Origin of the sequence: Xanthomonas sp. DAR 35659 (assembly GCF_041242975.1) — a bacterium.
Taxonomy (GTDB): Bacteria; Pseudomonadota; Gammaproteobacteria; order Xanthomonadales; family Xanthomonadaceae; genus Xanthomonas_A; species Xanthomonas_A medicagonis.
On the sequence record NZ_CP162488.1, the window covers coordinates 3,255,811 to 3,280,066 of the forward strand.

Consider the following 24,256-nt stretch of genomic DNA (forward strand, 5'->3'; position numbering starts at 1 on the left):
CGGACGTTCATGGGTGCCGCGGCGCGACGGGCCAGGCGCCGGCGTCGAGCAGGTCGGCCGGCGCGGCGACCATGGCATCGGCGCGCCAGGCCAGCGGGTCGTCGCCGTCCGGGCGATAGCCCCACAGCGCCGCCACCGAGGCCATGCCGGCGGCGCGCGCGGCGAGGATGTCGCGTTCGTCGTCGCCGACGTAGGCGATCCGCGCCGGCGGCACGCCGATGCGCTGCGCGGCGACCTGCAGCGGCATGGGGTGCGGCTTGCGCTCGGTCAGCGTATCGCCGCCGATCAGCACCGCGCAGCGCCGCTCCCAGCCCAGCTGCGGCAGGATCGCCTGCGCCAGATACTCGGGTTTGTTGGTGACGATGCCCCACACGCAGCCGGCATCGTCCAGACGCTGCAGCAAGGCCGCGACGCCATCGAACGGCTGCGAATGGCGGCCGATCAGGACCGCGTAGTGGCGCAGGAACTCGGGGATCAGCGCATCGCGCGCGACCGCAGACAGCTCGGGAAACCCAACGGCCAGCATCGCCCGCGCCCCCTTGGACACCACAGGGCGCAGCTGTTCCAGGGTCAGCGCATCGCGCCCGCGTTCGGCCAGCAGCGCATTGGCCGCGGCCAGCAGGTCCGGCGCGCTGTCCAGCAAGGTGCCGTCCAGATCGAACAGCACCGCGCGCGGAAACCGTCCGCGCGCCGGCTGCTCCGATTCCCTATTCGCCATTCCCGATTCCCGGCTTCACCGCACACGCCAGATAGTTGACCTCGGTACGCGTGCTCAGCCGCGCGCGATTGCGCCACGGCTCGTACAGCATGCCGCTGACGTCGTGCAGCTGCAGCTCGGCCTGGCGCAGCCACGCCGCCAGTTCGGCCGGCTTGATGAAGTCCTGGTAGCGGTGGGTGCCGGTGGGCAGCAGCCGCGCCACGTATTCGGCGCCCACGATGGCCAGCGCGAACGCGGCCGGGGTGCGGTTGAGCGTGGACAGGAACAGCTGGCCGCCGGGCTTGAGCAGGGTCGCGCAGGCGCGAATGATTGCCGCCGGATCGGGCACGTGCTCGAGCATCTCCATGCAGGTGATCGCGTCGAAACTGGCGGGCGCTTCGGCCGCCAGGTCCTCCACCGACTGCACGCGGTAATCGACCTGCACGCCCGATTCGAGCTGGTGCAGCCGCGCCACCTTGACCAGCTCCGGAGCCAGGTCGATCGCGGTGACCTGCGCGCCCTCCTTGGCCAGCGCCTCGCTGAGCAGGCCGCCGCCGCAGCCCACGTCGAGCACGCTGGCGCCGCGCAGCGGCACGCGCTCGGCGACGTAGCGCAGGCGCACCGGATTCAGCGCGTGCAACGGCTTCTGCGGGCCGTCGGCGTCCCACCAGCGGGTGGCCAGGGCGCCGAACTTGTCCAGTTCGGCCTGATCGAAGTTGGCGGAGGGAGCGGAAGCGGTCATGGCGGCATCTCGGTTGGGCCGCGCGCGGGACGCGGCGCGGCGGTGGAACGGATCAGGCGTGCACGCTGCGGATGCGCTCGCGCCATTCGCGCGCGTTGGCGACCAGCGCCTCGGTGTCCATGTCCACCAGCACGCGCTGCTCGAGCTTGCGCTGGCCGGCGATCCACACGTCGCTGACCTGCTGCCGGCCGGCGGCGTACACCAGTTGCGAGAGCACGTTGTGCAGCGGCTGGGTCTCCAGCGCCGACAGGTCCACGCAGATCAGGTCGGCCTGCTTGCCGACCTCGATCGAGCCGATCTTCTCGCCGAAGCCCAGCGCGCGCGCGCCGCCGAGGGTGGCCGCGCGCAGCGTGCTGGCCGCGTCCAGCGCGGTGGCGTCGTTGGCCACCGCCTTGGCCAGGATCGCCGCGGTGCGGTTCTCGCTGAACATGTCCAGGTCGTTGTTGCTGGCGCAGCCGTCGGTGCCGATCGCCAGGTTCACGCCCGCGCGCTGCAGCGCGCAGGCCGGGCAGAAGCCGGAGGCGAGCTTGAGGTTGGATTCGGGGCAATGCACCACGCTGACCCCGCGCTCGGCGCACAGGTGGATCTCCGCGTCGGTGAGCTGGGTCATGTGCACCGCGATCAGGCGGTCGTTGACCAGGCCCAGCCGGTCCAGCCGCGCCAGCGGGCGCTGCCCGTAATGCTTGAGCGAGTCGGCGATCTCCTGCGCGGTCTCGTGGGTGTGCAGGTGCACCGGCACGTCCAACTGGTCGGACAGCATCCGCACCCGCTCGAAGTTGGCGTCGTTGACCGTGTACGGCGCGTGCGGCGCGAAGGCGATGCCGATCAGCGGATCGTCGCGCCACTGGTCGTGCACCTCGCAGGCGCGTTCGAAGTACTCGTCGGCGGTCTTGGCCCAGGCGGTCGGGAAATCGATGATCACCGTGCCCACCCGCGCGCGGAAGCCATGCTGCTTGTACACCGCGGCCTGCACGTCGGCGAAGAAGTAGTTCTCGTTGGCGCAGGTGGTGCCGCCGCGCAGCATCTCGGCGATCGCCAGCGCGGTGCCGTCGGCGACGAACTCCGGGCCGATCACCGCGGTCTCCACCGGCCAGATGTGCTGCTGCAGCCACACCATCAGCGGCAGGTCGTCGGCGATGCCGCGCAGCAGGGTCATCGGGTTGTGGGTATGCGCGTTGACCAGGCCGGGCAGCAGCGCGGCGTCCGGACGCGAGACGGTGCGCGCGGCGGCGAAGCGCGTGCGCGCCTGCGCGGTCGGCAGCACCGCGACGATCTCGCTGCCGCGCACCGCCACCGCGTGGTCTTCCAGCACCACCGCATGCGGCTCGATCGGGACCACGTAGCCGGCTTCGATCAGCAGGTCGCAGGATTCGGGGAGGGAGGTCATCGCAGATGCTCGGGAAAGGGAAGGATCACGGTGCCGCCTGCGCCAGGCGGATGCGCCGCTGGTACACGCGCATCACCACCCACTGCAGCAGGAACACCGCCAGGAAGCCGAAGCGGCCCAGCCAGGGCGCCACCATGCCCACGGGAATGCACAGCGCGAACACCAGCGGCGAGACCGCCACGCGCATCTTCATCGCCTGCGCCTGCAGCGGGCCCAGCCGTTGCGCCAGGCCTTCCTTGCGCACCGCGTAGGCATGCAGCCAATACGCGGCCAGGCCGATCGCGGCCAGGTGCGCGCAATACACCGAGAACGCCTGGTGGCTGCCGAAGTACTCCGAATACAGCGCGGTGGAGAACGGCAGCAGCCCGATCAGCATCAGTTGCAGCACGTTGAGCCAGATCAGGCGGTCGTCGAACTGGCGGATGTTCCGGCACAACTGCAGGTGCGACTTCCAGAACAGCGCGGTGACCAGGAAGCTGACCGCGAAGCCGATGAACAACGGCAGCATCCGGTGCAGCGCGGCCAGAACGCTGCCGGCCGCCTCGATCTGCGCATGGTCCGGGACCTTGATCTCCACCGCCAGCAGGGTGATGGCGATGGCGAACACCGCATCGCTGAAGAACACGACGCGGTCGTGCGGGTACTTGGCGTCGGCGCTGTCGGCGTGGCTCATCGTCGCGGGGGCTCCTGGAAGCGGATCGAGCGGCATCGCCATGCGGCGACGTGGCGTTGCACATGCATGGCGGGCGCGCGACGCCGGCCCGCGCCGGCAGGCGGGCGGCGTCGCAACGCCGCGCCGCGCCGCCGTGGACTTACTTGACGCGCGAGAAGTACTCGCCCGAGCGGGTATCGACCTTGATCACTTCGTCCTGGCCGACGAACAGCGGCACGCGCACCACCGCGCCGGTTTCCAGCGTGGCCGGCTTGCCGCCGCCGCCGGAGGTGTCGCCGCGCACGCCCGGGTCGGTCTCGACGATCTTCAGTTCGACGAAGTTCGGCGGGGTGACCTGAATCGGGATGCCGTTCCACAGCGTCACCACGCAATCCTCCTCGCCCTTGATCCACTTGGCGGCGTCGCCGACGCCGGCCTTGTCGGCCTGCACCTGCTCGAAGGTTTCCTGCTGCATGAAGTGCCAGTACTCGCCGTCGGCGTACAGGAACTGCATGTTGGTATCGACCACGTCGGCCGCTTCCACGCTGTCGGTCGCCTTCATGGTCATTTCGACCACGCGCCCGGACTTGATGAAGCGGTACTTGATGCGGGTGAAAGCCTGGCCCTTGCCGGGCTTGACGTATTCGGTCTCGGTGATGATCGCGGGTTCGCTGTTGACCAGGATCTTCATCCCGGTCTTGACGTCGTTCATGCCGTAGCTGGCCATCTGAAACTCCTCGGGTAAGGCAAACCCGCCGCGTTCGGCGGCCGGCCGGATAGAATGGAAAGCCCCGCCGCACCCGGCGGGACCTCGTTGTATGACCGCCTATGATAACCGCAGCCCCCCGCCCGATGCAGCCGTCCCCGTCCCCTGCCGTCCTGGCCCCGCCGCGCTGGCAGCAGTTGTGGCGCGACGCGCTGCGCGACCCGCGCGAGCTGCTGGCGACACTGCGTCTGGATGCACAGGCGCTCGGCGTCTCCGAACAGGCTGCGACGCACTTCGCGCTGCGCGTGCCGCGCGGCTTCGTCGCGCGCATGCGCCATGGCGACCCGCACGATCCGCTGCTGCGCCAGGTGCTGCCGCTGGACGCCGAACTGCGCCGGGTGCCGGGCTTCGCGCTGGACGCGGTCGGCGACGCGGCGGCCAAGAAGGCCGACGGGGTGATCCAGAAATACCGCGGCCGCGCGCTGCTGGTCGCCACCGGCAGTTGCGCGGTGCACTGCCGTTACTGCTTCCGCCGGCATTTCCCGTACGCCGAGGAAACCGCCGCGCGCGACGGCTGGCGCACGGCGTTGGCGGCGATCGCCGCGGACCCCGACATCGACGAAGTGATCCTGTCCGGCGGCGACCCGCTCTCGCTGGCCACGCCCAAGCTGGCCGAACTCACCGACGCGCTGGCCACGCTGCCGCACCTCAAGCGCCTGCGCATCCACAGCCGCCTGCCGGTGGTGCTGCCCGAGCGCGTGGATGCGCCGCTGCTGGCCTGGCTGCGCGCCCTGCCCTGGCCGCTGGCGTTCGTGATCCATGCCAACCATGCCAACGAATTCGACGCCGATGTGGATGCCGCGCTGGCGCAGTTGCGCGCGGCCGGCGCGCAGGTGCTGAACCAGGCGGTGCTGCTGCGCGGGGTCAACGACAGCGTGGAGGCGCTGGCCGCGTTGAGCGAGCGCAGCTTCGCCGCCGGCGCCTTGCCGTACTACCTGCACCAGTTGGATCGGGTCGAGGGCGTGGCCCACTTCGAGGTGGACGATGCCACCGCGCGCGCGCTGCACCAGGCGCTGGCCGCGCGGCTGTCCGGATATCTGGTGCCCAAGCTGGTGCGCGAACTCCCCGGCGACACCGGCAAGCGCCCGCTGTAGGGGCGGCCTCGCAGCGGTGCGTGCGCGGCGCGATCGCCGCCGACGCGGCGCCGGCACTCGCGCTGAAGACGCCTGCCAGCACCAACCGCGGGCGACTCAAGAACATAGGATCGGCATTCCATTGCCGGAGCGCTCGACACGACGCGCATGCGGCGCTTCGAAGACCTGTGCGCCACAAAAGGGCTTTTCGCGAGACGACACGCCTGCGATGGCGCACTGCATGAGGTAGGCTCCCGACGGTGATGCTAGCGCTAACAAGGGAGACGTCGATGGACAGCGCGATGATGACGTGGCGGCAACGATCCTGGTCCGTCGGCCTCGCCGCGCTGCTCGCGGCACTGGCCACCGGCGCGCTGGCCGCGGAGCGCGCTCCGGCCCCTGGCGCCAACCCGATCGTCCGCGACAGGTTCACCGCCGATCCCGCGCCGCTGGTGGTGGGCGACACGCTCTACCTGTACGTCGGCCACGACGAGGCGCAGCGCGACGAGATGTTCACCATGCGCGAATGGCTGGTCTACTCGACCCAGGACATGAAGACCTGGACCGCGCATCCGCCGATCATGAACGTCAAGGATTTCAAGTGGGCCAAGCAGGATGCCTGGGCGTCCCAGGCGATAGAAAAGAACGGCAAGTTCTATTTCTACGCCGCGGTGGAACACGACGCCAGCCAGCCGGGCAAGGCGATCGCGGTCGCGGTCGCGGACACACCGACCGGCCCGTTCGTGGACGCGCGTGGGTCGGCGCTGATCACCAACGCGATGACGCCCAAGGGCACGCACAGTTGGGAGGACATCGACCCCACCGTGCTCACCGACGACGATGGCAGCACCTGGATCGCCTGGGGCAACCGCCAGTGCTACCTGGCCAAGCTCAAGCCCAACATGATCGAACTGGACGGGCCGATCCGCGAGATCACCCCGCCGCACTTCGAGGAGGGCCCGTGGCTGCACAAGCGCGGCGACCTGTACTACCTCACCTACGCCTCGCTGGACCGGCAGACCCAGCGCGACGAGCACGTGTCCTACGCGACCGCGCCGGCCATCACCGGACCATGGACGTACCGCGGCGAACTGACCGGCTCGGGCAAGTACAGCTTCACCATTCATCCGGGCATCGCGCAGTTCAAGGGCCACTGGTACCTGTTCCTGCACAACGCGGCGCTGGCGATCGGCGACTTGAACGGCGCCATCGGCCGACGCGCGGTCACGGTCGAATACCTGCACTACAACGCCGACGGCACCATGCGGCCGGTGGTGCAGACCGAGGCCGGGGTGTCGGCGCCCGATACCGTCCGTTGAGGCTGCCCCGCTTTCCTGTAGGAGCGGCTTCAGCCGCGACAGGCACCTTCGGCAAGTGCCTGTCGCGGCTGAAGCCGCTCCTACAGGAAAGCGTGCGCGGCGCGACGGCTAACTGCGCGGCGCGTCGTCGTTTGCCAGCAGTTGGCGCAGCTCGCTGGCGCTGAGCGGATGGCTGAGCCAGAAGCCCTGCCCCAGTTCGCAGCCGCGTTCGCGCAGCAGCTCGAACTGCACTTCCTGCTCGATGCCCTCGGCGACCACGGTGATGCCCAGCGAATGCGCCATCGCGATGATCGCGGTGGTCAGCGCCAGGTCGTCCGGGTCGCGCTGCAGGTCGGCGACGAAGCTCTTGTCGATCTTGACCCCGTCCACCGGCACCTGACGCAGATGGCTCAGCCCGGAGAAGCCGGTGCCGAAATCGTCCAGCCACACCTTGACCCCGGTGCGGTGCAGCCGCGCCAGCATGCTCGCCGCCTGCAGTTCGTCGCCGATCACCGCGGTCTCGGTCAGTTCCAGGTGCAGTTGCGCCGCCGGCAGGCCGGATTCGCGCAGGCAGTCGGCGACGATCTCCGGCAGGTCGCCGCTGCGCAACTGCCGCGGCGACACGTTGACCGACACGAACAGGTCGCGGCTGCCGTCGAAGCGCTGCCACAGCGTGGCTTCGTGGCAGGCCGCGCGCAGCACCTTGGGACCGATGCTTTCGATCAACCCGCTCTGTTCGGCGACGTCGATGAACACCGTCGGCGAGATCGTGCCCAACGCCGGATGCTGCCAGCGCAGCAGCACTTCCACGCCGACCATGCGGCGGTCGCTGGTGCGGAAGATCGGCTGGTACGCCAGCTTGAGTTCGTCGCGGTCCCAGGCGCCGCGCAGCTCGTGCTCCATGTGCACGCGCCGCTCCACCGCGTAGTCCATCGCGCGGCTGTAGAAGCGATGGCAGTTCTTGCCGGCCAGCTTGGCCTGGTACATCGCGATGTCGCCGTTCTTCAGCAGCGCGGAGGCATGCTCGGCGTCGCCGGGATAGACCGTGATGCCGATCGAGGTGCCCATGAACACCTCGCGTTCCTGGATCCGCAACGGCTCGCGCAGTTCCTGCACCAGGCGCTCGGCCAGGCCGGTGGCGACCTGCACCACGCGCTCGGGCGTGTCCTCGACCAGGATAACGAACTCGTCGCCGCCGAACCGCGCCAGCAGCGCATCGTGCCCGCCGAGCTGGTCCACCGCCAGTTGGATGCGCCGCGCGAATTGCAGCAGCGCCTCGTCGCCGGCCTCGTGGCCGAGAGTGTCGTTGATCCGCTTGAAATCGTCGATGTCGGCGAACAGCAGCGCCAGCCGCCGCTGCGAGGCGCGCGCCGACAGCATGCGATGGTCCAGCGCCTCGCGGAACGCGAGCCGGTTGGTCAGCCCGGTGAGCGCGTCGGTGTAGGCCATGTGGCGCACGTCGCGGTCGTGGCGCGCGATCGCCTCGCTCATCCGCCCGAACGCGCGCAGCAGTTCGCTGACCTCGTCGTGGCGGCCGCTGTCGCGGCGCTCCACCGCGTAGTCGCCGGCCTCGATCTGGCGCGCGGTCGCGGCCAGCCAGCGGATCGGCGCCACCAGCGTGCGCTGCACGTAGACCGCCACCAGCACCGCGGTCAGCCCGAGCGCGGCGAGCAGCAACAGCAGCCAGCCCAGATGGCGCTTGCCCAGCGCATCCAGGCGCTGATCCAGGTTCTGCCCGGCCTTGCGCTCGTAGACCAGCGCGCGCGCCCAGGACATGCCCACGCGCACCCCGCCCACGCGCTGGTCGCCGATCATGATCGGCATCGACACGTCCAGGATCTCGTTGGATTCCTGCGCCAGCAGGCCATTGGCCTTGATCGCCGCCTCGGCCACCGGCCCGCGCATGCGCTGACCATAGCCGGGCAAGGTATCGCTGCCGTCGTGGATCAGGCGCCCCTCGGCGTCGTAGACCAGCACGTAGGCCACCGCCACGTAGCCCAGCGCCGAGCGCACCTGGGTCCCGATCGCGTCCAGGTCCGAGTAGTACACCGGGTTGGCCAGCGACTCGGACAGCTGCTTGGCCAGCGTCTCGCCACGGCTGCGCATGCTGCTGTCGAACAGGCCGTGGATCACGTTGCCGCTGAGCGTGCGGACCTCGTTCTGCATCGCCGCCTGGCGCTCCAGCATCAGCGCCAGGATCGCCAGGATCAGCACCGCGGCCACGCCCATCGCCAGCAGGAACCTGGCCTGCAACCCGAAATGCAGCTTTTTCATTCGACTTCCAGCTTGACCCGCGCCACCCCGGCGCGCAGCTGGTCGAGCCGCTTCTGCGCGGCCTGGTCCACCGGATAGAAGCCGGAGGTGCCGAAGAACTCGCGCAGCGCCGCACTGCCGCGCGGGTCGTCGGCCGCCTCCAGCAGGACCTCGCGCAGGCGCGCGGCCACCGGCGCGGGCAGGTCGCTGCGCACCATTTCCACCGCGCGCGGGTACGGCTCGGTGCGGTAGATCACCCGGAAGTCGCGGCGGAACGCCGGCGGCACGCGGCGGTCGTCGTCCCAGTCCAGGTTGCTCAGCGCGCCCGCGTCCACCAGGTGCTTGTGCACATAGGAGGCGATGTTGCGTTCCGAACGCGCGAACACGTAGCCGACCGTGTTGAGCGAGGCCTGGTCCTTCGGCGACAGCAGGATCTCCGGATGCAGGTGGTGCTCGAGCAGGGTCATCATCGGCACCAGGTAGGCGCTGGTGGACAGCGTGCTTTGCAACGCCAGAGTGCGCCCCTGCAGGTCGCCGAGGCTGTGCACCGGCCCGTCGCGGCGCACGAAGAACACGGTGTGGTACTCGCGTACGCCGCCGCGCTCGGTCAGCAGCAACGGCTGCACGCCGCCGCGCTGCTGCAGCGCCATCGCGGTGGAGGCGGTCTCGGTGACCCAATCGACGCGGCCGCGGCGCAGGTAGCTGCTCATCTGCTGGCTGTCGCGGGCCATCAGGATCTGCCCGGAGGTGATGCCGACGCTGCGCATGCGCGGCACCACGTAGTCCAGCAACGGCTTCAATTGCTCGTAATGGGCCTTGGGATTGTCGCTGATGCGCCCCAGCACCAGCACCGACGGCCGCGCGTGCACGGCCGCCGGCCAGCACATCGCCAGCGCCAGCCACACCACGACGACACGCCAACGCGAACTTTGCAAACCACATTCCCCTGGTTGAGGCATAAGCCTAGCCGAAAGCGTCAGCGGACGACAGCAGACGGCAGCCGGAACTCCCGGCCGGTGGGCCGGCAACGTCGAAATGCGCGGGGACGGAGATGCATCGCCTGGCGCGGCGCAACGGACGATCCCTGCCGCGATCCGCCAAGGCCGCGCGGGTTTCCTGCTCCGCGCTGCGCCCTAGCGCGCCTGCCCGGCCAGCCGCGCCATGCGCTGCGCATCGGACAGGATCCCGCGCAGCAGGCGCACCTCCTGCTCGGTCAGCTCGGTGCGCAGGAACAGCCGGCGCAGCTTGCGCATCGCCGAGTCCGGCGCGCGGCCCTTGTGGAAGTCGATCTCGTCCAGCGTCTCGGCCAGTTGCCCGAACATCCCCTCCACCTGCGCGTGGCTGGCCGGCGTTTCGCGGAAACCGGGTTCCGCGGCCGGCGCAGGCGCGCCCCCGCGCAGCTGCGCCAGGCGCAATTCGTAGGCCAGCACCTGCACCGCCGCGGCCAGATTGAGCGAGCTGAACGCCGGATCGGAGGGAATGTGCACCGCCGCATGGCACAGCTGCAGTTCCTCGTTGGTCAGGCCGGTGCGCTCGCGCCCGAACACCAGTGCCACTTCGGCCTGCCCGGCCGCCGCCGCGGCCAGCCGCTGCGCGCCGTCGGCCGGCAGCAATTCCTCCAGCGACACGCGCCGGCTGCGCGCGGTGCAGCCGAGCACCAGCCTGCAATCGGCGACCGCCTCGGCCAGAGTGGCCAGCACCGGCGCCTGCTGCAACACGTCCTCGGCGCCGGCCGAGCGCCGGTAGGCGTCTTCGTCGAGCGCCCGCTCCGGCGCCACCAGCACCAGTCGCGTCTGCCCCATGGTCTTCATCGCCCGCGCCGCCGCGCCGATGTTGCCGGGATGCTGGGTACCGACCAGGACGAAGCGGATGCGGGCGGAATCGGTCATGGCGATGGCGGATGCGGAGCGAACGGGGGCGTAGATGGTAAACTGTGCGGCCGGCCATCGCGCCGGACCGCTCTTTTCCTCCGCCAGATCCTTCTCCGCCTTCTCGGGAGCCGTTGCCATGCAAAAACCCGCCGTCACCGTCATGGTCAAGGCCGCCCGCCTCGCCGGCAACGTGCTGTTGCGCCACATCAACCGCCTGGAAGCGCTGAACGTGGTGCAGAAGGACCGCATGGACTACGCCAGCGAAGTCGATGCCGACGCGGAGAAGGTGATCGTCAAGGAACTGCGCCGCGCCTACCCCGACTACGGCGTGATGGGCGAGGAAAGCGGCGTGCAGGGCGGCGGCCGCTACATGTGGGTGATCGACCCGCTCGACGGCACCAGCAACTACCTGCGCGGCTTCCCGCACTACTGCGTGTCCATCGCCCTGGTCGAGAACGGCGAGCCGATCGACGCGGTGATCTTCGACCCGCTGCGCAATGAACTGTTCACCGCCAGCCGCGGCAACGGCGCGGTGCTCAACGACCGCCGCATCCGCGTCAGCGAGCGCAAGGAGCTCAACGGCGCCATGGTCCATACCGGCTTCGCCCCGCGCGAGCGCAAGCGCGCCAGCGCCCAGCTCAAGTGCGTGGACGCGCTGCTGGTCCAGGCCGAGGACATCCGCCGCACCGGCTCGGCCGCGCTGGACCTGGCCTACGTGGCCTGCGGCCGCGCCGACGCCTACTTCGAGGCGGGCGTGAAGGCCTGGGACATCGCCGCCGGCGTGCTGCTGGTGCGCGAGGCCGGCGGCCGCGTCACCGACCTCAAGGGCGGCACCCTCGGCCGCATCGACGACCGCGGCGCACCGCAGTTCCAGGTGGTCGCCGGCAACCTGAAGGTCAGCGACGCGCTGCAGAAGCTGATCGTCAATACCGGGTATGCGGGGGAGTTCGACGCGAAGTTTTGAGTGGCTGGGAGTCGGGAATGGGGAATCGGGAATGGCAAAGGCGGCTTCCTGCGAACATTGAGGACCCGTGATCCTCCGACAACAAAAAAGCCGCGCAGATGCGCGGCTTTTTTGTTAGCAGACGAGCGTATTTCAGGTCCGGGAAATCGCGCCTTTACGATTCCCCATTCCCCATTCCCCACTCCCAGCCCCATCAGGGCCTGCGCGCCAACGCCTCCACATCCTTGGCCTTCGGCAGCAGGTCCTGCTTGGTGACCTGGAACGGGCCGATCGACAGCAGCGGCACCGCCACGATCACCGAGGAGATCACCACGATGATCGCGCCGATCATGTGGGTCAGGGCCAGGCCTTCCATCGAGGTGCCGCCGTACAGGTACAGGGCCAGCGCCGACAGGAAGAACATCACCGCGGTGATGACGGTGCGCGACAGGGTCTGGTTGATCGAACGGTTCAGCACCTCGATCGGCTCCACGCGCAGGCTGCGGAAGTTCTCGCGCACGCGGTCGAACACCACGATGATGTCGTTGATCGCAAAGCCCATCACCGACAGCAGGCCGGCCAGCACGGTCAGGTCGAATTCGCGGCCGGTGACCGAGACGTAGGCCACCGTCACCAGCAGATCGAACAACGCGGTCAGGCTGGCCACCACCGCGAATTTCCACTCGAAGCGGAAGGCGATGTAGATCAGGAAGCCGACCAGCATGAACACCGTCGCATAGACGCCGTTCAGTGCCAGGTCCTTGCCGACCTGCGGGCCGACGAACTCGCCCGGCTTCACCGTGGCCGGATTCTCGGCGGTGGTCACCGCCTTGCGTACCTGTTCGGCCAGGTTCTTGGTCACGTCCTCGTTGTTGTGCTCGCCCTGCGGCTGCAGGCGAATCACCACCTCGTTGCCGCTGCCGACGTTCTGCACCTGCGCGTTCTCGAAGCCGGCCTTGCCCAGTTGCTCGCGCACGTGGTCGATGTCCACCGGCTTCTGGAAGCTGGTCTGCACCAGCGCGCCGCCGGTGAATTCCAGCGCGTAGTTGAAGCCCTTGGCGAAGATCACCCCGAACGAAGCCACCGCCAGCACCAGCATCAGCACCAGGGTCGGACGCCGCCAGCGCATGAAGTCGATGTTGGTGTCGTTCGGAATCAGGTGAAGCGGAAAAATTTTCATGGAATGCGGCTCTTCATGATTTGGCTCCCGCGCCGGCGAGGCGCGGGAGGGGCGCGCGTCAAACCGCGACGGACTTGAGCTTCTTGCGGCGGCTGTAGATCAGCGTGGCCAGCGCGCGCGACACGGTGATGGCGGTAAACATCGAGGCGAAGATACCGATCATCATGGTCAGCGCGAAACCGCGCAGCGGACCGGTGCCGAACGCATACAGCGCGACGGCGACGATCAGGCCGGTGAGGTTGGCGTCCAGGATGGTGCCGCCCGCCTTCTCGTAGCCCGCGGCGATCGCCGATTTCGGCGGCACGCCCAGCCGCAACTCCTCGCGGATACGCTCGTTGATCAGCACGTTGGCGTCCACCGACAGGCCCACGGACAAGGCCAGGCCGGCGAAGCCCGGCAAGGTCATGGTGGCGCCGAACAGCGACATCACCGAGACCACGATCAGCAGGTTCATCAGCAGCGCCACCGAGGTGATCACGCCGAACATGCGGTAGTACACGCCGAAGAACAGCAGGGTGAACAGGAACGCATAGACCACCGCGGTAACGCCGCGCTCGACGTTCTCCGCACCCAGGCTCGGGCCGATCACGTACTCCTCGACGAAATCCATCGGCGCCGCCAGCGAACCGGACTTCAGCAGCTTGGCCAGGTTCTCCGCCTCGGTCTTCTCCAGGCCGGTGGTCTGGAAGTTCTTGCCGAACACGCCGGCGATGCGGGTCGGCGCCAGCGCCTCTTCCTTGACCCGCACGCTGCGCACTTCCTTGCCGTCGACCATGGTCACGGTGGGGATGCGCTCGATGTAGACCACCGACATCAGCTTGCCGACGTTGGCGCTGGTGTAGTCGAACATGCGCTGGCCGCCGACGCTGTTGAGCGTCACCGCCACCGCGGGCATGCCGTTCTGGTCGGTGCTGACGCTGGCGGACACCATCTGGTCGCCGGTAACCAGGGCGCGCTTGTTGAGCAGCACAGGCCCGCCGCTGTCGCGCAGGCGGTAGACCTTGGCTTCCGGCGGGATGTTGCCGGAACGCACCGCGTCTTCCGCGTTGCCGTCGACCACCGCGCGGAACTCCAGCGAGGCGGTGGCGCCGATCATGCGCTTGGCTTCGGCGGTGTCCTGCACGCCCGGCAGTTCGACCACGATGCGGTCCTCGCCCTGGCGCTGGATGGTCGGCTCGGACACGCCGAGCTGGTTGACGCGATTACGCAGCGTGGTCAGATTTTGCTCGATCGCGCCGCTGGCGATCTGCTTGAGTTCGGCCTCGGGCACCTTGACCGTGATGGCCTGCCCGGACACGTTGTAGCTCAGCAGCGGCTGCGCCTTGGCCAGCGTGGCGCGCGCGGCGCCGGCATCGGCGCTCTCGCCCAGGCCGACCTGGATGCTGTTGTCGGGACGGCGCTCGACCGAGCGGTAGGCGATGCGGTTGTCGCGCAGCGTGGTGCGGATGTCCTCGGCGAAGGCGTCCAGGCGCTTCTCCAGCGCGGCCTTCTGGTCCACCTGCAGGGCGAAGTGCACGCCGCCGACCAGGTCCAGGCCCAGCACCATCGGCCGGCCGCCGATCTTGGACAGCCACTCCGGCACGGTCGAGGCCAGGTTCAGCGCCACCGTGTAGTTCTCGCCCACCTGCTGGCGCAGGATGTCGTTGGCGCGGGTCTGCGCCTCCAGGCTCGGCAGGCGCACCATCAAGCTGTCGCCCTCGACGGCCACCGACTTGGGGGTGATCCCCGCCGTCTTGAGGTCGGCCTCGACCCGCTCGCGCAGGGCCGCGTCGAGTTGGGCGCCGCGGCTGGCGGTGATCTGAACCGACGGGTCCTTCTGGTAGACGTTGGGCAGCGCGTACAACGCACTGAACGCCAGCACGATCAGGATGAGGAAGTACTTCCAGCGCGGAAACTCGAGCATTGCGGGACCCCGCGCGACGCCACGCCGGCGCCGCGCCTAGCAGTAGGAGAAATGGATCAGGCGGACTTCAGCGTGCCCTTGGGCAGCACGTTGCCGATGGCGCCCTTCTGCACGCGGATGCGTACGTTGTCGGCGACTTCCACGGTGATGAAGTGGTCGCCGATGTCGGTGACCACGCCGGCCACGCCGCCGGAGGTGATGACCTCGTCGCCGCGGCCGAGCTTGTCCAGCATGGACTTGTGTTCCTTCTGCCGCTTCATCTGCGGGCGGATCATCACGAAGTACATCACCGCGATCAGGATGACCGGCAGCAGGAACATCTGCATGCCGCCACCGGCGGCGGGAGCGGCGCCGGCGGTCTGCGCCTGGGCCACGGGAATCAGGAGGTCGAACGGGTTCATCGGTATGTCCTATGGTTGGGCAGCCCGTCGCCGTCGGCACGGACCGCTGGTATGTCGTCTGGAGACGGCAAGCAGCCGCCGATTATGCCACGATCTCCTCTCACCCCCCCGGAACGGCCGCGGCGCCCTCCCCTTCTCCCCGCGGGAGAAGGTGCCCCGCAGGGGCGGATGAGGGTACGGGCGAAGCCTAGTGCAGTCGAAATGACGCGAGGCTGCGCCCGTACCCTCACCCCAACCCCTCTCCCGGGGGGAGAGGGGCTTTATCCGTGCTCCGATGGGAGCGGTGTTGCTTCCACCCCGCGCGCCGCATAGAAGGACCGCCGGAACTGGGCAAAGGTTCCCGCCGCGATCGCCGCGCGCATGTCGGCCATCAGCGCCTGGTAGTACCAGAGGTTGTGCAGGGTGCCCAGCATCGGCGCCAGCATCTCGTTGCAGCGGTCCAGGTGGCGCAGGTAGGCGCGGGTGTAGCCGCCGCTGCAGGCGTGGCAGCCGCAGCCCGGCTCGATCGGGTCCAGATCGCGCTCGTATCTGGCGTTGCGGATGCGTACCGTGCCGAACGAGGTGAAATAGTGGCCATTGCGCGCATTGCGGGTCGGCATCACGCAGTCGAACATGTCCACGCCGCGGGCCACGCCCTCGACCAGGTCCTCCGGCCGCCCCACCCCCATCAGGTAGCGCGGGCGCTCGGCCGGCAGGCGCGGATGCAGGTGCTCGAGCATGGCGTTGCGCTCGTGCTCCGGCTCGCCCACCGCCAGGCCGCCGATCGCGTAGCCGTCGAAGCCGATCGCCTGCAGCCCCTCGATCGAACGGCTGCGCAGGTCCGCATGCACGCCGCCCTGGACGATGCCGAACAGCGCCGCATCGTTGCCCAGTGCGTCGTGCGCGTCGCGCGAGCGCCGCGCCCAGCGCAGGCTCAGCTCCATCGAGCGCCGCGCCACATCCTCGGTGGCCGGGTACGGCGTGCATTCGTCGAAGATCATCACCACGTCCGAATCGAGCACGCGCTGGATCTTCATGCTCTCCTCCGGACCCAGGAACACCTTGGCGCCGTCGGTCGGCGAGGCGAAGGTGACGCCCTGCTCGCTGATCTTGCGCCGGTGCGCCAGCGAGAACACCTGGAAGCCGCCGGAATCGGTGAGGATCGGCCCGTCCCAGCGGGCGAAGCCGTGCAGGCCGCCGTGGTCGCCGATCACGTCCAGGCCTGGGCGCAGGTACAGGTGGAAGGTGTTGCCGAGGATGATCTGTGCCCCCAGCGCCTTGATCTGCTCGGGCAGCACGCCCTTGACCGAACCGTAGGTGCCGACCGGCATGAACGCGGGGGTCTCGACCGTTCCGCGCGGGAAGGTCAGGCGGCCGCGGCGCGCGGCGCCGTCGGTGGTATCGAGCTGGAACTGCAATCGGGACATGGTCGGGCGGAAGTCGGCTAGCCGGCTATTGTCGCATTGCCGAGGCGCCCAGGCTCGGACGGGCGCTTGGCGCGCCGCAGGCCTGTGCCGCAGGCCCCGCGCTCCCCACCCCAAACATCCACGACCGCGCCAGGCATGCCCGGACCCGCGGCACCGCCCCGCCCGTGCGCCGCCGCCGGCCGCCACCGCGGGCACTGCGCGGGGGCCGACCCGCGCCGGCGTCGGCACCCGTCTGCCGCCTCAGTAGCCGTAGACCTCGATCTCCGAATACGCCAGCCAGGAATACGGGTTGTTGGCGTCGATCTTCAGGTAGCGTGCGCCGCCGCTCAGGGGGATGTAGACCGGCGCCACGTCGGACTGGTCGGGCTCGGTGTGGTAGACCGGCGCACCATAGCTGATCTGTCCACCGCCGCTGCCGCCGCCGAACACCGCGCCCGGCGTGCCAGCCGACACCTCGAAGGCGATCGGCTGCGCGGTCGGGGCCAGGTCGCTGGCCGAGGTGCGCACGGTGATTCGCACTCCGGTCACCGTCCGCAGCTGGCCCAGGTCCAGGGTCACGCTGCCCCAGTAGGCATGCGCGTTCCAGTAGGCGCTGTCGCTGAAGAAGCGCGCGTCGTACAGCGATGCCAGGTTGTCGGCGTTGGTCGGCGAGGTCGCACCGACGATCGGCAGGCGCCGGGGCAGGTTGTGCGAGGACGGCGCGGTGTACTGCACCTTGCGCAGCGGCAACCCGGCCTCGTTGTAGCCAGTGTCGCTCAGGCTGGCCTTGATGTAGGCCTCGCGCTCGATCGGCCGGGTCTGGTTGTCGCCGTAGCGCGAGGCGATGGCCGCGACGATCGGCGCCGCATACGAGGTGCCGGAAGAAACCTGCAGCCCGCCCAGATAGCGCAGTACGCTGATCTGATGCGCTGGCGCCCAGGCTTCCACGCACGGTCCGCTGGTCGAGCCGTTCACGAAACCGGTCGCCGGAATCCCCTCCGCGTCCACTTCGGTGATGTAGTCGCCCTTGAAGCGCGAGCCGTCGCGCTCCAGCCCGCCCACCACCATGATGCCGTCGGCATCGCGCGCCTGCCCTGCGTAGCCGAACGCGACCGCGCATGCGTTCTCGATCGTCCACGCATCGCCGGTACTGAAGTTGCCGGACGACTCGGTGATGAAGAAGCGGTTGCTGGCCGCGCGCATCACTCGGCCCCAGGCGTGGTTGGAGGCGAAGAGTTTGGTGCCTGCATGGTTGACCGAGATATTGAGCACGGCGAATTCGCCCTGCTCCTCCGCATGCCGTGCCGCGGCATTGAATTGATAGACGACGTCGGCCTCGGTCGGCTGGATCGCGAACGCCTTGATCGGCTGCCCGGGATTGACGCCCCTGACCAGTTGCCCGTTGCGCCTGGCCGCGGCCACGCCCGCCACCATGGTGCTGTGCCGCGGCGCGTTCGGCTGATCCGGAAGCTCCTGGCGATAGACGATGTTCAGATCGGGATTCGCTGGCGTGGCCAACACTTCGTCCAACATATAGAAGGGGTTGCTGGTGGTGAACGTATCGTTCGTATTGGTATACGCCAGCGCCCACGGCACCACCTCGCCGTTGTCCACGATGTCGCCCGACGTCTGCGAAAACACCCCAGGCGTCGCATCCACGCCGCGCACCGACACCACCCAGTCGGCCTTGGTCAGCTGCGCCGCGACGCGCTCGGGCATCCACGCATAGACCACATTGGCCACGGTCGACAGCACGCGTTCGATCTTCACGCCGGGCAACTGCGCGACCTGCTGGGCGAAGTGCACCATGCCCTTGCTGTTCTGGTGCGGACGGATCGCCGGATCGATGGTCCCGAAATCCGCAGGACTGCTCTTGGCGTACAGTTGCTCCGTCTCCTGCAGCACGAAGGGATTGAGGCTGACCGCATACAGCCGCCGGCCCTGCGCATCGAGACGCGGCAGCGCCGCTTCCTGCAGCAAGCGCTTGGCCGTGAACTTGCCGCCGCCGCTTCCCGGCGTCTGCGCGGATGCCGAGGCCGCGGACAGGGTCAACAGCATCGCGGCGAGCAACAGCTCGGTCGATTTCTTCTTCATGGACTCATCCTTTGATTGGCGGACGCCCCGCTCGTCGGGACGTCGGAACCGCGGTTTTTCACCGGGGTTCCTTTGATCAAGACGAGACGCGCGCGCGCATCCCGCAACGCCGCGCGGCAACGTCTACGCAGGAAGACGTTGCCTGTATCGCATCACACTCCAGCACGCGCGACGTCGCATGCGAATGGACGGAATGCAGGACGCGGAACGTGAAACGGGGACAGTGGCATGTGGAGCGCGTCACGCACGCGTGTCAGCACCGCGCCGCCGACGCAACGCGACCGGGCGGCCGCGTCGCTAAGCACGGTCGCCGCGGGTGGTCGCAGACGGCGGGATCGGCGGCGCCACGCACCGCCAAGGTGGCGCCTTGCGCGCTACGCGGCGCCCCACAGCAGCATCGCGTCGCCGTAGCTGAAGAAGCGGTAGCGCTGCGCGATCGCATGCCGGTACGCATCGAAGATGCGCTCGCGCCCGGCGAAGGCCGAGACCATCATCAGCAGGGTGCTTTCCGGCAGATGGAAGTTGGTGACCATCGCATCGACGCTGCGGATGCGGTAGCCGGGCAGGATGAAGATCTGCGTCTCGCCGGCGAAGGGGTGCAGTTCGCCGTCCTTGGACGCGCTTTCCAATGCGCGCACGACCGTGGTGCCGATCGCGATCACGCGGCCGCCGGCCGCGCGCGTGCGCCGCACCTGCTCGACCAGGCTGGCGCCGACGTTGAGCCATTCGCGGTGCATCACGTGCTGATCCAGCGCCTCCACCCGCACCGGCTGGAAGGTGCCGGCGCCCACGTGCAGGGTGACGTGGCCGACGCCGACGCCGCGCGCCTGCAGCGCCTCCAGCAACGGCGCATCGAAGTGCAGGCCGGCGGTCGGCGCGGCGACCGCACCCGCCTCGCGCGCGAACACGGTCTGGTAGCGTTCGCGGTCGTCCAGCCCCGGCTCGCGGCGGATGTACGGCGGCAGCGGCAGCCGCCCGGCGTGTTGCAGCCACGCCTCCAGCGTGTCGGACACGTGGAACTGCAGCACGTAGAACGCGCCGTCGCGCTCCAGCACCTCGGCCTCGCCGCCGGCGTCGAGGGCGATGCGCGCGCCGGCCTTGGGCGACTTGCTCACCCCCAGTTGCGCGCGGGCGCGCTGGCCGCCGAGCAGGCGCTCGATCAGGATCTCCACGCGGCCGCCGGTGCTTTTCTGCCCGAACAGGCGCGCCGGAATCACCCGGGTGTCGTTGAACACCAGCAGGTCGCCGGGCTGCAGCAACTGCGGCAGGTCGCGGATCTGGCGGTCCTCGAACGGCGCCGGCGCCGGCGGCACCAGCAACAGGCGACTGGCCGAGCGTTCGGCCAGCGGCGCCTGCGCGATCAGTTCTTCGGGCAGGTCGTAGCGGAAATCGGACTTCTTCAAGGCCGGCGGATCGTTGGACGGTGGGCGGGCATTGTAGCTGGCCGGGAATGGGGAATCGGGAACGGGGAATCGCAAGGGCGGTATCCGCTCGCGGCCATGCGCCGTTCCGATTCCCCATTCCCCACTCTCGATTCCCCGCCCCTCACCGCTCGAACTTGGTGGACAGGATGATCGACGACGTGGTGCGTTCCACCCCGTCCACGGCGCCGATGCGGTCGGTCAGCACGTCCATGTCGTTGACGCCCGGGACCACGCCCAGCGCGATCAGGTCGTAGGAGCCGCTGACCGAATGCAGCACGCGCACCTCGTCGATCTCGCGCAGCGCCTTGACCACCGAGGTCATCTTCTTCGGCAGCACGGTGATCAGGATGTGCGCGCGGATGTGGCCCTGCTCGAAGTCGTCGCGGGTGCGCACGGTGTAGCCGCAGATCACCCCCTCGCGCTCCAGCCGCTCGATCCGGCTCTGCACGGTGGTGCGCGACAGGCCCAGCCGGCGGGCGATCTGCGCGGTGGAGGCGCGGGCGTCCTCGCGCAGCAGCGAGAGCAGGCGTTCGTCGGAAGCGGTGATCTTCATATGCGCGGCGGATTTCGTCGAATCGACGAAATTATCCGATTTCCTGCACAAATCAACTCTGCCAATCGACGATCCGGTCCCGATAATAGAAGGTCTATCGAAAAACGCCCCGCCACCAGGAGATCCCGCATGACCGTACTCGGCCCCCTCGCCCCGCTGCGCGCCCATGCCGGCGAACGCCTGACCACCGGCCTGGACGACGCCAGCATCGCGCGCCTGGCCGCCTCGCACCCGCAACTGGACGCGGCGATCGAGGCCGCCGCGGCCGAGCATGCGCGCCTGCGGCAGGAATTCGCCGACCTGCTCGACCTGGACGAGCGCGAGCAGATCCGCACGCTGCAGGCCGGTTTCGTCAATTTCTACGCCGACGACGCGGTGACACCGTACGTGGCGCTGGCCGCGCGCGGACCATGGGTGGTCACCCTGAAGGGCGCGGTGCTGTACGACGCCGGCGGCTACGGCATGCTCGGCTTCGGCCACACCCCGGACGCGGTGCTGGAGGCGATGGCGCGCCCGCAGGTAATGGCCAACGTGATGACCCCGAGCGTGTCGCAGCTGCGCTTCGAGCGCGCCCTACGCGCGGAGATCGGGCACCGCCGCGGCGGCTGTCCGTACGCGAAGTTCATGTGCCTCAACTCCGGCTCGGAGGCGGCCGGCCTGGCCGCGCGCATCGCCGATATCAACGCCAAGCTGCAGACCGACCCGGGCGCGCGCCATGCCGGCGCGAAGATCAAGCGCCTGGTGGTCAAGGGCAGCTTCCACGGCCGCACCGACCGTCCGGGCCTGTATTCCGATTCCAGCCGCAAGGCCTATCTGCAGCATCTGGCCAGCTACCGCGGCGAGGATTCGCTGATCGCGATCGCACCGTACGACGTGGACGCGCTGCGCCGCGCGTTCGCCGAGGCCGAGCAAAATGGCTGGTTCATCGAAGCGGTGTTCCTGGAACCGGTGATGGGCGAAGGCGATCCCGGTCGCGCCCTGCCGCCGGCGTTCTATGCCGCCGCGCGCGAACTCACCCGCGCCCACGGCAGCGTGCTGCTGGTCGACTCGATCCAGGCCGGCCTGCGCGCGCACGGCGTGCTGTCGGTGGTGGACTATCCCGGCTTCGAGCAACTCGAGGCGCCGGACATGGAGACCTATTCGAAGGCGCTCAACGCCGCGCAGTACCCGTTGTCGGTGCTGGCGGTGACCGAGCATGCGGCGCAGCTGTACCGCAAGGGCACCTACGGCAACACCATGACCAGCAACCCGCGCGCGCTGGACGTGGCCACCGCCACCCTGGCGCAGCTGACCCCGCAGGTGCGCGCCAACATCCGCGAGCGCGGCGTGGAGGCGGTGCAGAAGCTGGAGAAGCTCAAGGCCGAACTCGGCGGCCTGATCACCCAGGTGCAGGGCACCGGGCTACTGTTCTCCTGCGCGCTGGCGCCGCAGTTCAAGTGCTACGGCGCCGGCTCCACCGAGGAATGGCTGCGCCAGCATGGGGTCAACGTGATCCACGGCGGCGAGAACTCGCTGCGCTTCACCCCGCATTTCGGCATGGATGGCGAGGAACTGGACCTGCTGGTCGGCTTGATCGGGCGTGCCCTGCGCGAAGGTCCGCGGCTGGCCCAGGCCGCGGCCGCGTAAGGCGCCGCGACCATGCTGCAGGACGTGGCCGAGGCGATCGCCCGGCCGCTGTTCGAACTCGTGCTGCAGTTGTTCGGCTACTGGAGCGGCCGCCTGGCGCTGCCGGTGCTGACGTTGGGCCGGATCCGCGCCGAGGCCCGGCGCGACCAGCCGCCGCGGCGCCCCGGCAAGCGCCGTCACGGCCAACCGCTGTTCTACCGCAACGCCAGCGGCAGCCTGGTCGCCAGCGACGATGCGGTGATGTTGGTCGGCCTGGCGTGCTGGGCGCTGCTGGCGCTGGCCGTTTTCATCCTCTATCGGATGGCGCGCTGAGGCCCGGGTCGGCGCCGCCGCACGGCAGGCGCTTGAACAGCGCCACGCCCAGCCGCGCTCCCACGCGCTCCCAGATGCCCGACCTGACGCCCTGGCGCGCCCGGGATCACGCATGACTCGGCCGCCGCCCCGTCGGGGTGCGTGTGCCCTACCGCGACTCGAAGGCGCGTGAGGCAATCAGCAGCAGCAACCGGCGGATCATTGTCAGGCATCAATTCCGCTCATGACTGCGATTGAATAACCTCGCTGGTCAGGCGCCGCCACGCTGCACATCATCGCCTTTTCGACGGAGGTGGATGATGCTGGCAAGACGATTCCTGCAGGGCAAGGGGCTAGCGGCGGCAGCGCTGGCGGCGGCGATGGTGGGCGCGAAAGTGGCGCCTGGCAGGACGAAAACGCTGGCAGCGGCCCCCCAGATCGAACGGCAGGCGCACGGGCCGCTGTAGCCGGGCTTGCTCGATGGCGCCTGTGCAGCGCTGGCGGGCAGCGCCACGACGAGCGCCTCCCGGCGTACGGCATGATCGGCGGGCCGGGCGCTGCTGGCTCCGGCCGGCTCGGCGTTCCATCGGATGGCGCACCGAGCGGCGCGCGCCGCGCGCCACGGAGCTGGCCGGCCGGCCGCTACCAGGTCTGCGCTCACATGGCACTGCGTCCCCTTCGCTTCGGCGTTCCCGGGCGACACATGAAATTCCTTGCCGTCATGCTGGCCGCGTTCGGCGCGGCATCGGCCCTGGACGCGCATGCCGCAGCCTGGCAACCCGAGCCCGGACACGTGCAGATCCCCATCTGGCCGGCAACGCCGCCCGACGCGCAGCCGGTGGCAGGGCCGGAATTCGTCACGACACGCAACATCGTGGCCGGAGGGACGTGGACCGCTGCCGAACGCGTGTCCGTGCCGACGATGACGGTCTATTCGCCGAAGGGGCGCAATACCGGCGCCGCCGTGGTGGTGTTTCCGGGAGGCGGTTACTGGGTCCTGGCCATGGATCTGGAAGGCACCGAAGTGTGCGACTGGCTCACCTCGCGCGGCATCACCTGCGTGCTGCTGAAGTACCGCGTTCCGGGCGACCGCCAGCAGCCGCAGTCGGGCCCTTACCCGAAGTCAGCGATGGCGTTGCAGGATGCGCAGCGCACCGTCGGCCTGGTACGCGCACGCGCGGCGCAATGGCAGATCGATCCGCACAAGATCGGCGTGCTGGGCTTCTCGGCCGGCGGGCACCTGGTGGCGGCGATCAGCACCCATTTCGAGCGCCGGCTCTACCCCCCCGTCGACGCGGCGGACGCGCAGAGTTGCCGCCCGGATTTTGCCGTGGCGCTGTATCCGGGCCATCTGTGGATCGACGACGAGAAGTTCGAACTCAACCCGGACGTGCCGGTCAGCGAACGGACGCCACCGACCTTCCTGCTGCATGCCGAAGACGATCCCGTGGATGGCATCAACCAATCCCTGGTCTACTACATCGCCTTGAAGAACGCGGGCGTTCCGGTGGAGATGCATCTGTACCCGAACGGCGGCCATGCCTTCGGCCTGCGCCCGGGCAAATCGCCGATCACCCGCTGGCCGGCGCTGGTGGACACCTGGCTGCACACGATCGGGATGACGCCCCAGTAAGGCCGCCTTCCGCTGTACCAGGGTCGGCGCGTCCGCAACCGGGCAACATCCTCGCCGTCGTGCGCAACTGGCGACGCGCGCGCC

The 24,256-nt window shown here is 69.1% G+C and carries 21 protein-coding genes; 6 read left to right on the forward strand and 15 right to left on the reverse strand.

Features of this window, described 5'->3' with window-relative positions:
- Positions 1 to 7: 7 nt before the first annotated feature.
- From AB3X07_RS13590 to efp, 5 genes are all read right to left on the reverse strand, one after another.
- The gene (locus AB3X07_RS13590; RefSeq protein ID WP_369939129.1) at positions 8 to 718 is read right to left on the reverse strand and encodes a phosphoglycolate phosphatase; all 711 of its coding nucleotides are present in this window, start codon (positions 716 to 718) and stop codon (positions 8 to 10) included.
- Positions 708 to 1,439, reverse strand: coding sequence for a bifunctional 2-polyprenyl-6-hydroxyphenol methylase/3-demethylubiquinol 3-O-methyltransferase UbiG (gene ubiG, locus AB3X07_RS13595; protein WP_369939130.1), 732 nt, complete (start codon positions 1,437 to 1,439; stop codon positions 708 to 710). The genes AB3X07_RS13590 and ubiG overlap by 11 nt, the downstream gene beginning before the upstream one ends.
- Before the next feature lie 52 nt (positions 1,440 to 1,491).
- Positions 1,492 to 2,826: a TRZ/ATZ family hydrolase gene (locus AB3X07_RS13600; protein WP_369939131.1), complete on the reverse strand. Its 1,335-nt coding sequence runs from the start codon at positions 2,824 to 2,826 to the stop codon at positions 1,492 to 1,494.
- A 25-nt stretch (positions 2,827 to 2,851) separates the two neighbouring features.
- Positions 2,852 to 3,499, reverse strand: a complete 648-nt coding sequence (locus AB3X07_RS13605; RefSeq protein ID WP_369939133.1) for a TMEM175 family protein — start codon at positions 3,497 to 3,499, stop codon at positions 2,852 to 2,854.
- Positions 3,500 to 3,638: 139 nt separating this feature from the next.
- The gene (gene efp, locus AB3X07_RS13610) at positions 3,639 to 4,205 is read right to left on the reverse strand and encodes an elongation factor P (protein WP_369939134.1); all 567 of its coding nucleotides are present in this window, start codon (positions 4,203 to 4,205) and stop codon (positions 3,639 to 3,641) included.
- Between the two features lie 101 nt (positions 4,206 to 4,306).
- Between efp and epmB the strand changes: the two genes are divergently transcribed.
- Both epmB and AB3X07_RS13620 read left to right on the forward strand, forming a co-directional pair.
- The gene (gene epmB / locus AB3X07_RS13615; protein ID WP_369939135.1) at positions 4,307 to 5,338 is read left to right on the forward strand and encodes an EF-P beta-lysylation protein EpmB; all 1,032 of its coding nucleotides are present in this window, start codon (positions 4,307 to 4,309) and stop codon (positions 5,336 to 5,338) included.
- 269 nt (positions 5,339 to 5,607) lie between these two features.
- The gene (locus tag AB3X07_RS13620) at positions 5,608 to 6,636 is read left to right on the forward strand and encodes a glycoside hydrolase family 43 protein (RefSeq protein ID WP_369939136.1); all 1,029 of its coding nucleotides are present in this window, start codon (positions 5,608 to 5,610) and stop codon (positions 6,634 to 6,636) included.
- 108 nt (positions 6,637 to 6,744) lie between these two features.
- On the opposite strand, the gene AB3X07_RS13625 is transcribed toward AB3X07_RS13620, so the two are convergent.
- The 3 genes from AB3X07_RS13625 to AB3X07_RS13635 all read right to left on the reverse strand — a co-directional run bounded on the left by AB3X07_RS13625 (position 6,745) and on the right by AB3X07_RS13635 (position 10,757).
- Positions 6,745 to 8,889, reverse strand: coding sequence for a putative bifunctional diguanylate cyclase/phosphodiesterase (locus AB3X07_RS13625; protein ID WP_369939137.1), 2,145 nt, complete (start codon positions 8,887 to 8,889; stop codon positions 6,745 to 6,747).
- On the reverse strand, positions 8,886 to 9,755 hold the full coding sequence (locus AB3X07_RS13630; RefSeq protein WP_369944762.1) for a phosphate/phosphite/phosphonate ABC transporter substrate-binding protein: 870 nt from the start codon (positions 9,753 to 9,755) through the stop codon (positions 8,886 to 8,888). The genes AB3X07_RS13625 and AB3X07_RS13630 overlap by 4 nt, the downstream gene beginning before the upstream one ends.
- A gap of 246 nt (positions 9,756 to 10,001) precedes the next feature.
- On the reverse strand, positions 10,002 to 10,757 hold the full coding sequence (locus AB3X07_RS13635) for an RNA methyltransferase (RefSeq protein WP_369939138.1): 756 nt from the start codon (positions 10,755 to 10,757) through the stop codon (positions 10,002 to 10,004).
- A gap of 118 nt (positions 10,758 to 10,875) precedes the next feature.
- Here AB3X07_RS13635 and AB3X07_RS13640 point away from each other — a divergent pair, with 118 nt between their 5' ends.
- Complete coding sequence (locus AB3X07_RS13640; protein WP_369939139.1) at positions 10,876 to 11,703, forward strand: inositol monophosphatase family protein; 828 nt, start codon at positions 10,876 to 10,878, stop codon at positions 11,701 to 11,703.
- 193 nt (positions 11,704 to 11,896) lie between these two features.
- Here the strand turns inward: AB3X07_RS13640 and secF are convergent, their stop codons facing one another.
- The 7 genes from secF to AB3X07_RS13675 form a co-directional block, all read right to left on the reverse strand.
- Positions 11,897 to 12,862, reverse strand: coding sequence for a protein translocase subunit SecF (gene secF, locus AB3X07_RS13645; RefSeq protein WP_369939141.1), 966 nt, complete (start codon positions 12,860 to 12,862; stop codon positions 11,897 to 11,899).
- A 58-nt stretch (positions 12,863 to 12,920) separates the two neighbouring features.
- On the reverse strand, positions 12,921 to 14,765 hold the full coding sequence (gene secD / locus AB3X07_RS13650) for a protein translocase subunit SecD (RefSeq protein WP_369939142.1): 1,845 nt from the start codon (positions 14,763 to 14,765) through the stop codon (positions 12,921 to 12,923).
- A 56-nt stretch (positions 14,766 to 14,821) separates the two neighbouring features.
- A complete protein-coding gene (gene yajC, locus AB3X07_RS13655) occupies positions 14,822 to 15,166 on the reverse strand; it encodes a preprotein translocase subunit YajC (RefSeq protein WP_369939143.1) in 345 nt (114 codons plus the stop codon).
- Positions 15,167 to 15,426: 260 nt separating this feature from the next.
- Positions 15,427 to 16,572, reverse strand: a complete 1,146-nt coding sequence (gene tgt, locus AB3X07_RS13660; RefSeq protein WP_369939144.1) for a tRNA guanosine(34) transglycosylase Tgt — start codon at positions 16,570 to 16,572, stop codon at positions 15,427 to 15,429.
- Positions 16,573 to 16,812: 240 nt separating this feature from the next.
- Entirely contained in the window at positions 16,813 to 18,645 is a 1,833-nt protein-coding gene (locus tag AB3X07_RS13665; RefSeq protein WP_369939145.1) for a S8 family serine peptidase, read from the reverse strand.
- 374 nt (positions 18,646 to 19,019) lie between these two features.
- Complete coding sequence (queA, locus tag AB3X07_RS13670) at positions 19,020 to 20,048, reverse strand: tRNA preQ1(34) S-adenosylmethionine ribosyltransferase-isomerase QueA (RefSeq protein WP_369939146.1); 1,029 nt, start codon at positions 20,046 to 20,048, stop codon at positions 19,020 to 19,022.
- 142 nt (positions 20,049 to 20,190) lie between these two features.
- Complete coding sequence (locus tag AB3X07_RS13675; protein ID WP_369939147.1) at positions 20,191 to 20,622, reverse strand: Lrp/AsnC family transcriptional regulator; 432 nt, start codon at positions 20,620 to 20,622, stop codon at positions 20,191 to 20,193.
- 129 nt (positions 20,623 to 20,751) lie between these two features.
- Between AB3X07_RS13675 and AB3X07_RS13680 the strand changes: the two genes are divergently transcribed.
- The 3 genes from AB3X07_RS13680 (at position 20,752) to AB3X07_RS13690 (ending at position 24,172) form a co-directional block, all read left to right on the forward strand.
- Positions 20,752 to 22,248 carry an aminotransferase class III-fold pyridoxal phosphate-dependent enzyme gene (locus AB3X07_RS13680; RefSeq protein WP_369939148.1) on the forward strand — a complete coding sequence of 499 codons (1,497 nt, stop codon included), beginning with the start codon at positions 20,752 to 20,754 and terminating at the stop codon, positions 22,246 to 22,248.
- Between the two features lie 12 nt (positions 22,249 to 22,260).
- Positions 22,261 to 22,560: a hypothetical protein gene (locus tag AB3X07_RS13685; protein ID WP_369939149.1), complete on the forward strand. Its 300-nt coding sequence runs from the start codon at positions 22,261 to 22,263 to the stop codon at positions 22,558 to 22,560.
- A 682-nt stretch (positions 22,561 to 23,242) separates the two neighbouring features.
- On the forward strand, positions 23,243 to 24,172 hold the full coding sequence (locus AB3X07_RS13690) for an alpha/beta hydrolase (protein ID WP_369944763.1): 930 nt from the start codon (positions 23,243 to 23,245) through the stop codon (positions 24,170 to 24,172).
- Positions 24,173 to 24,256 lie beyond the last annotated feature (84 nt).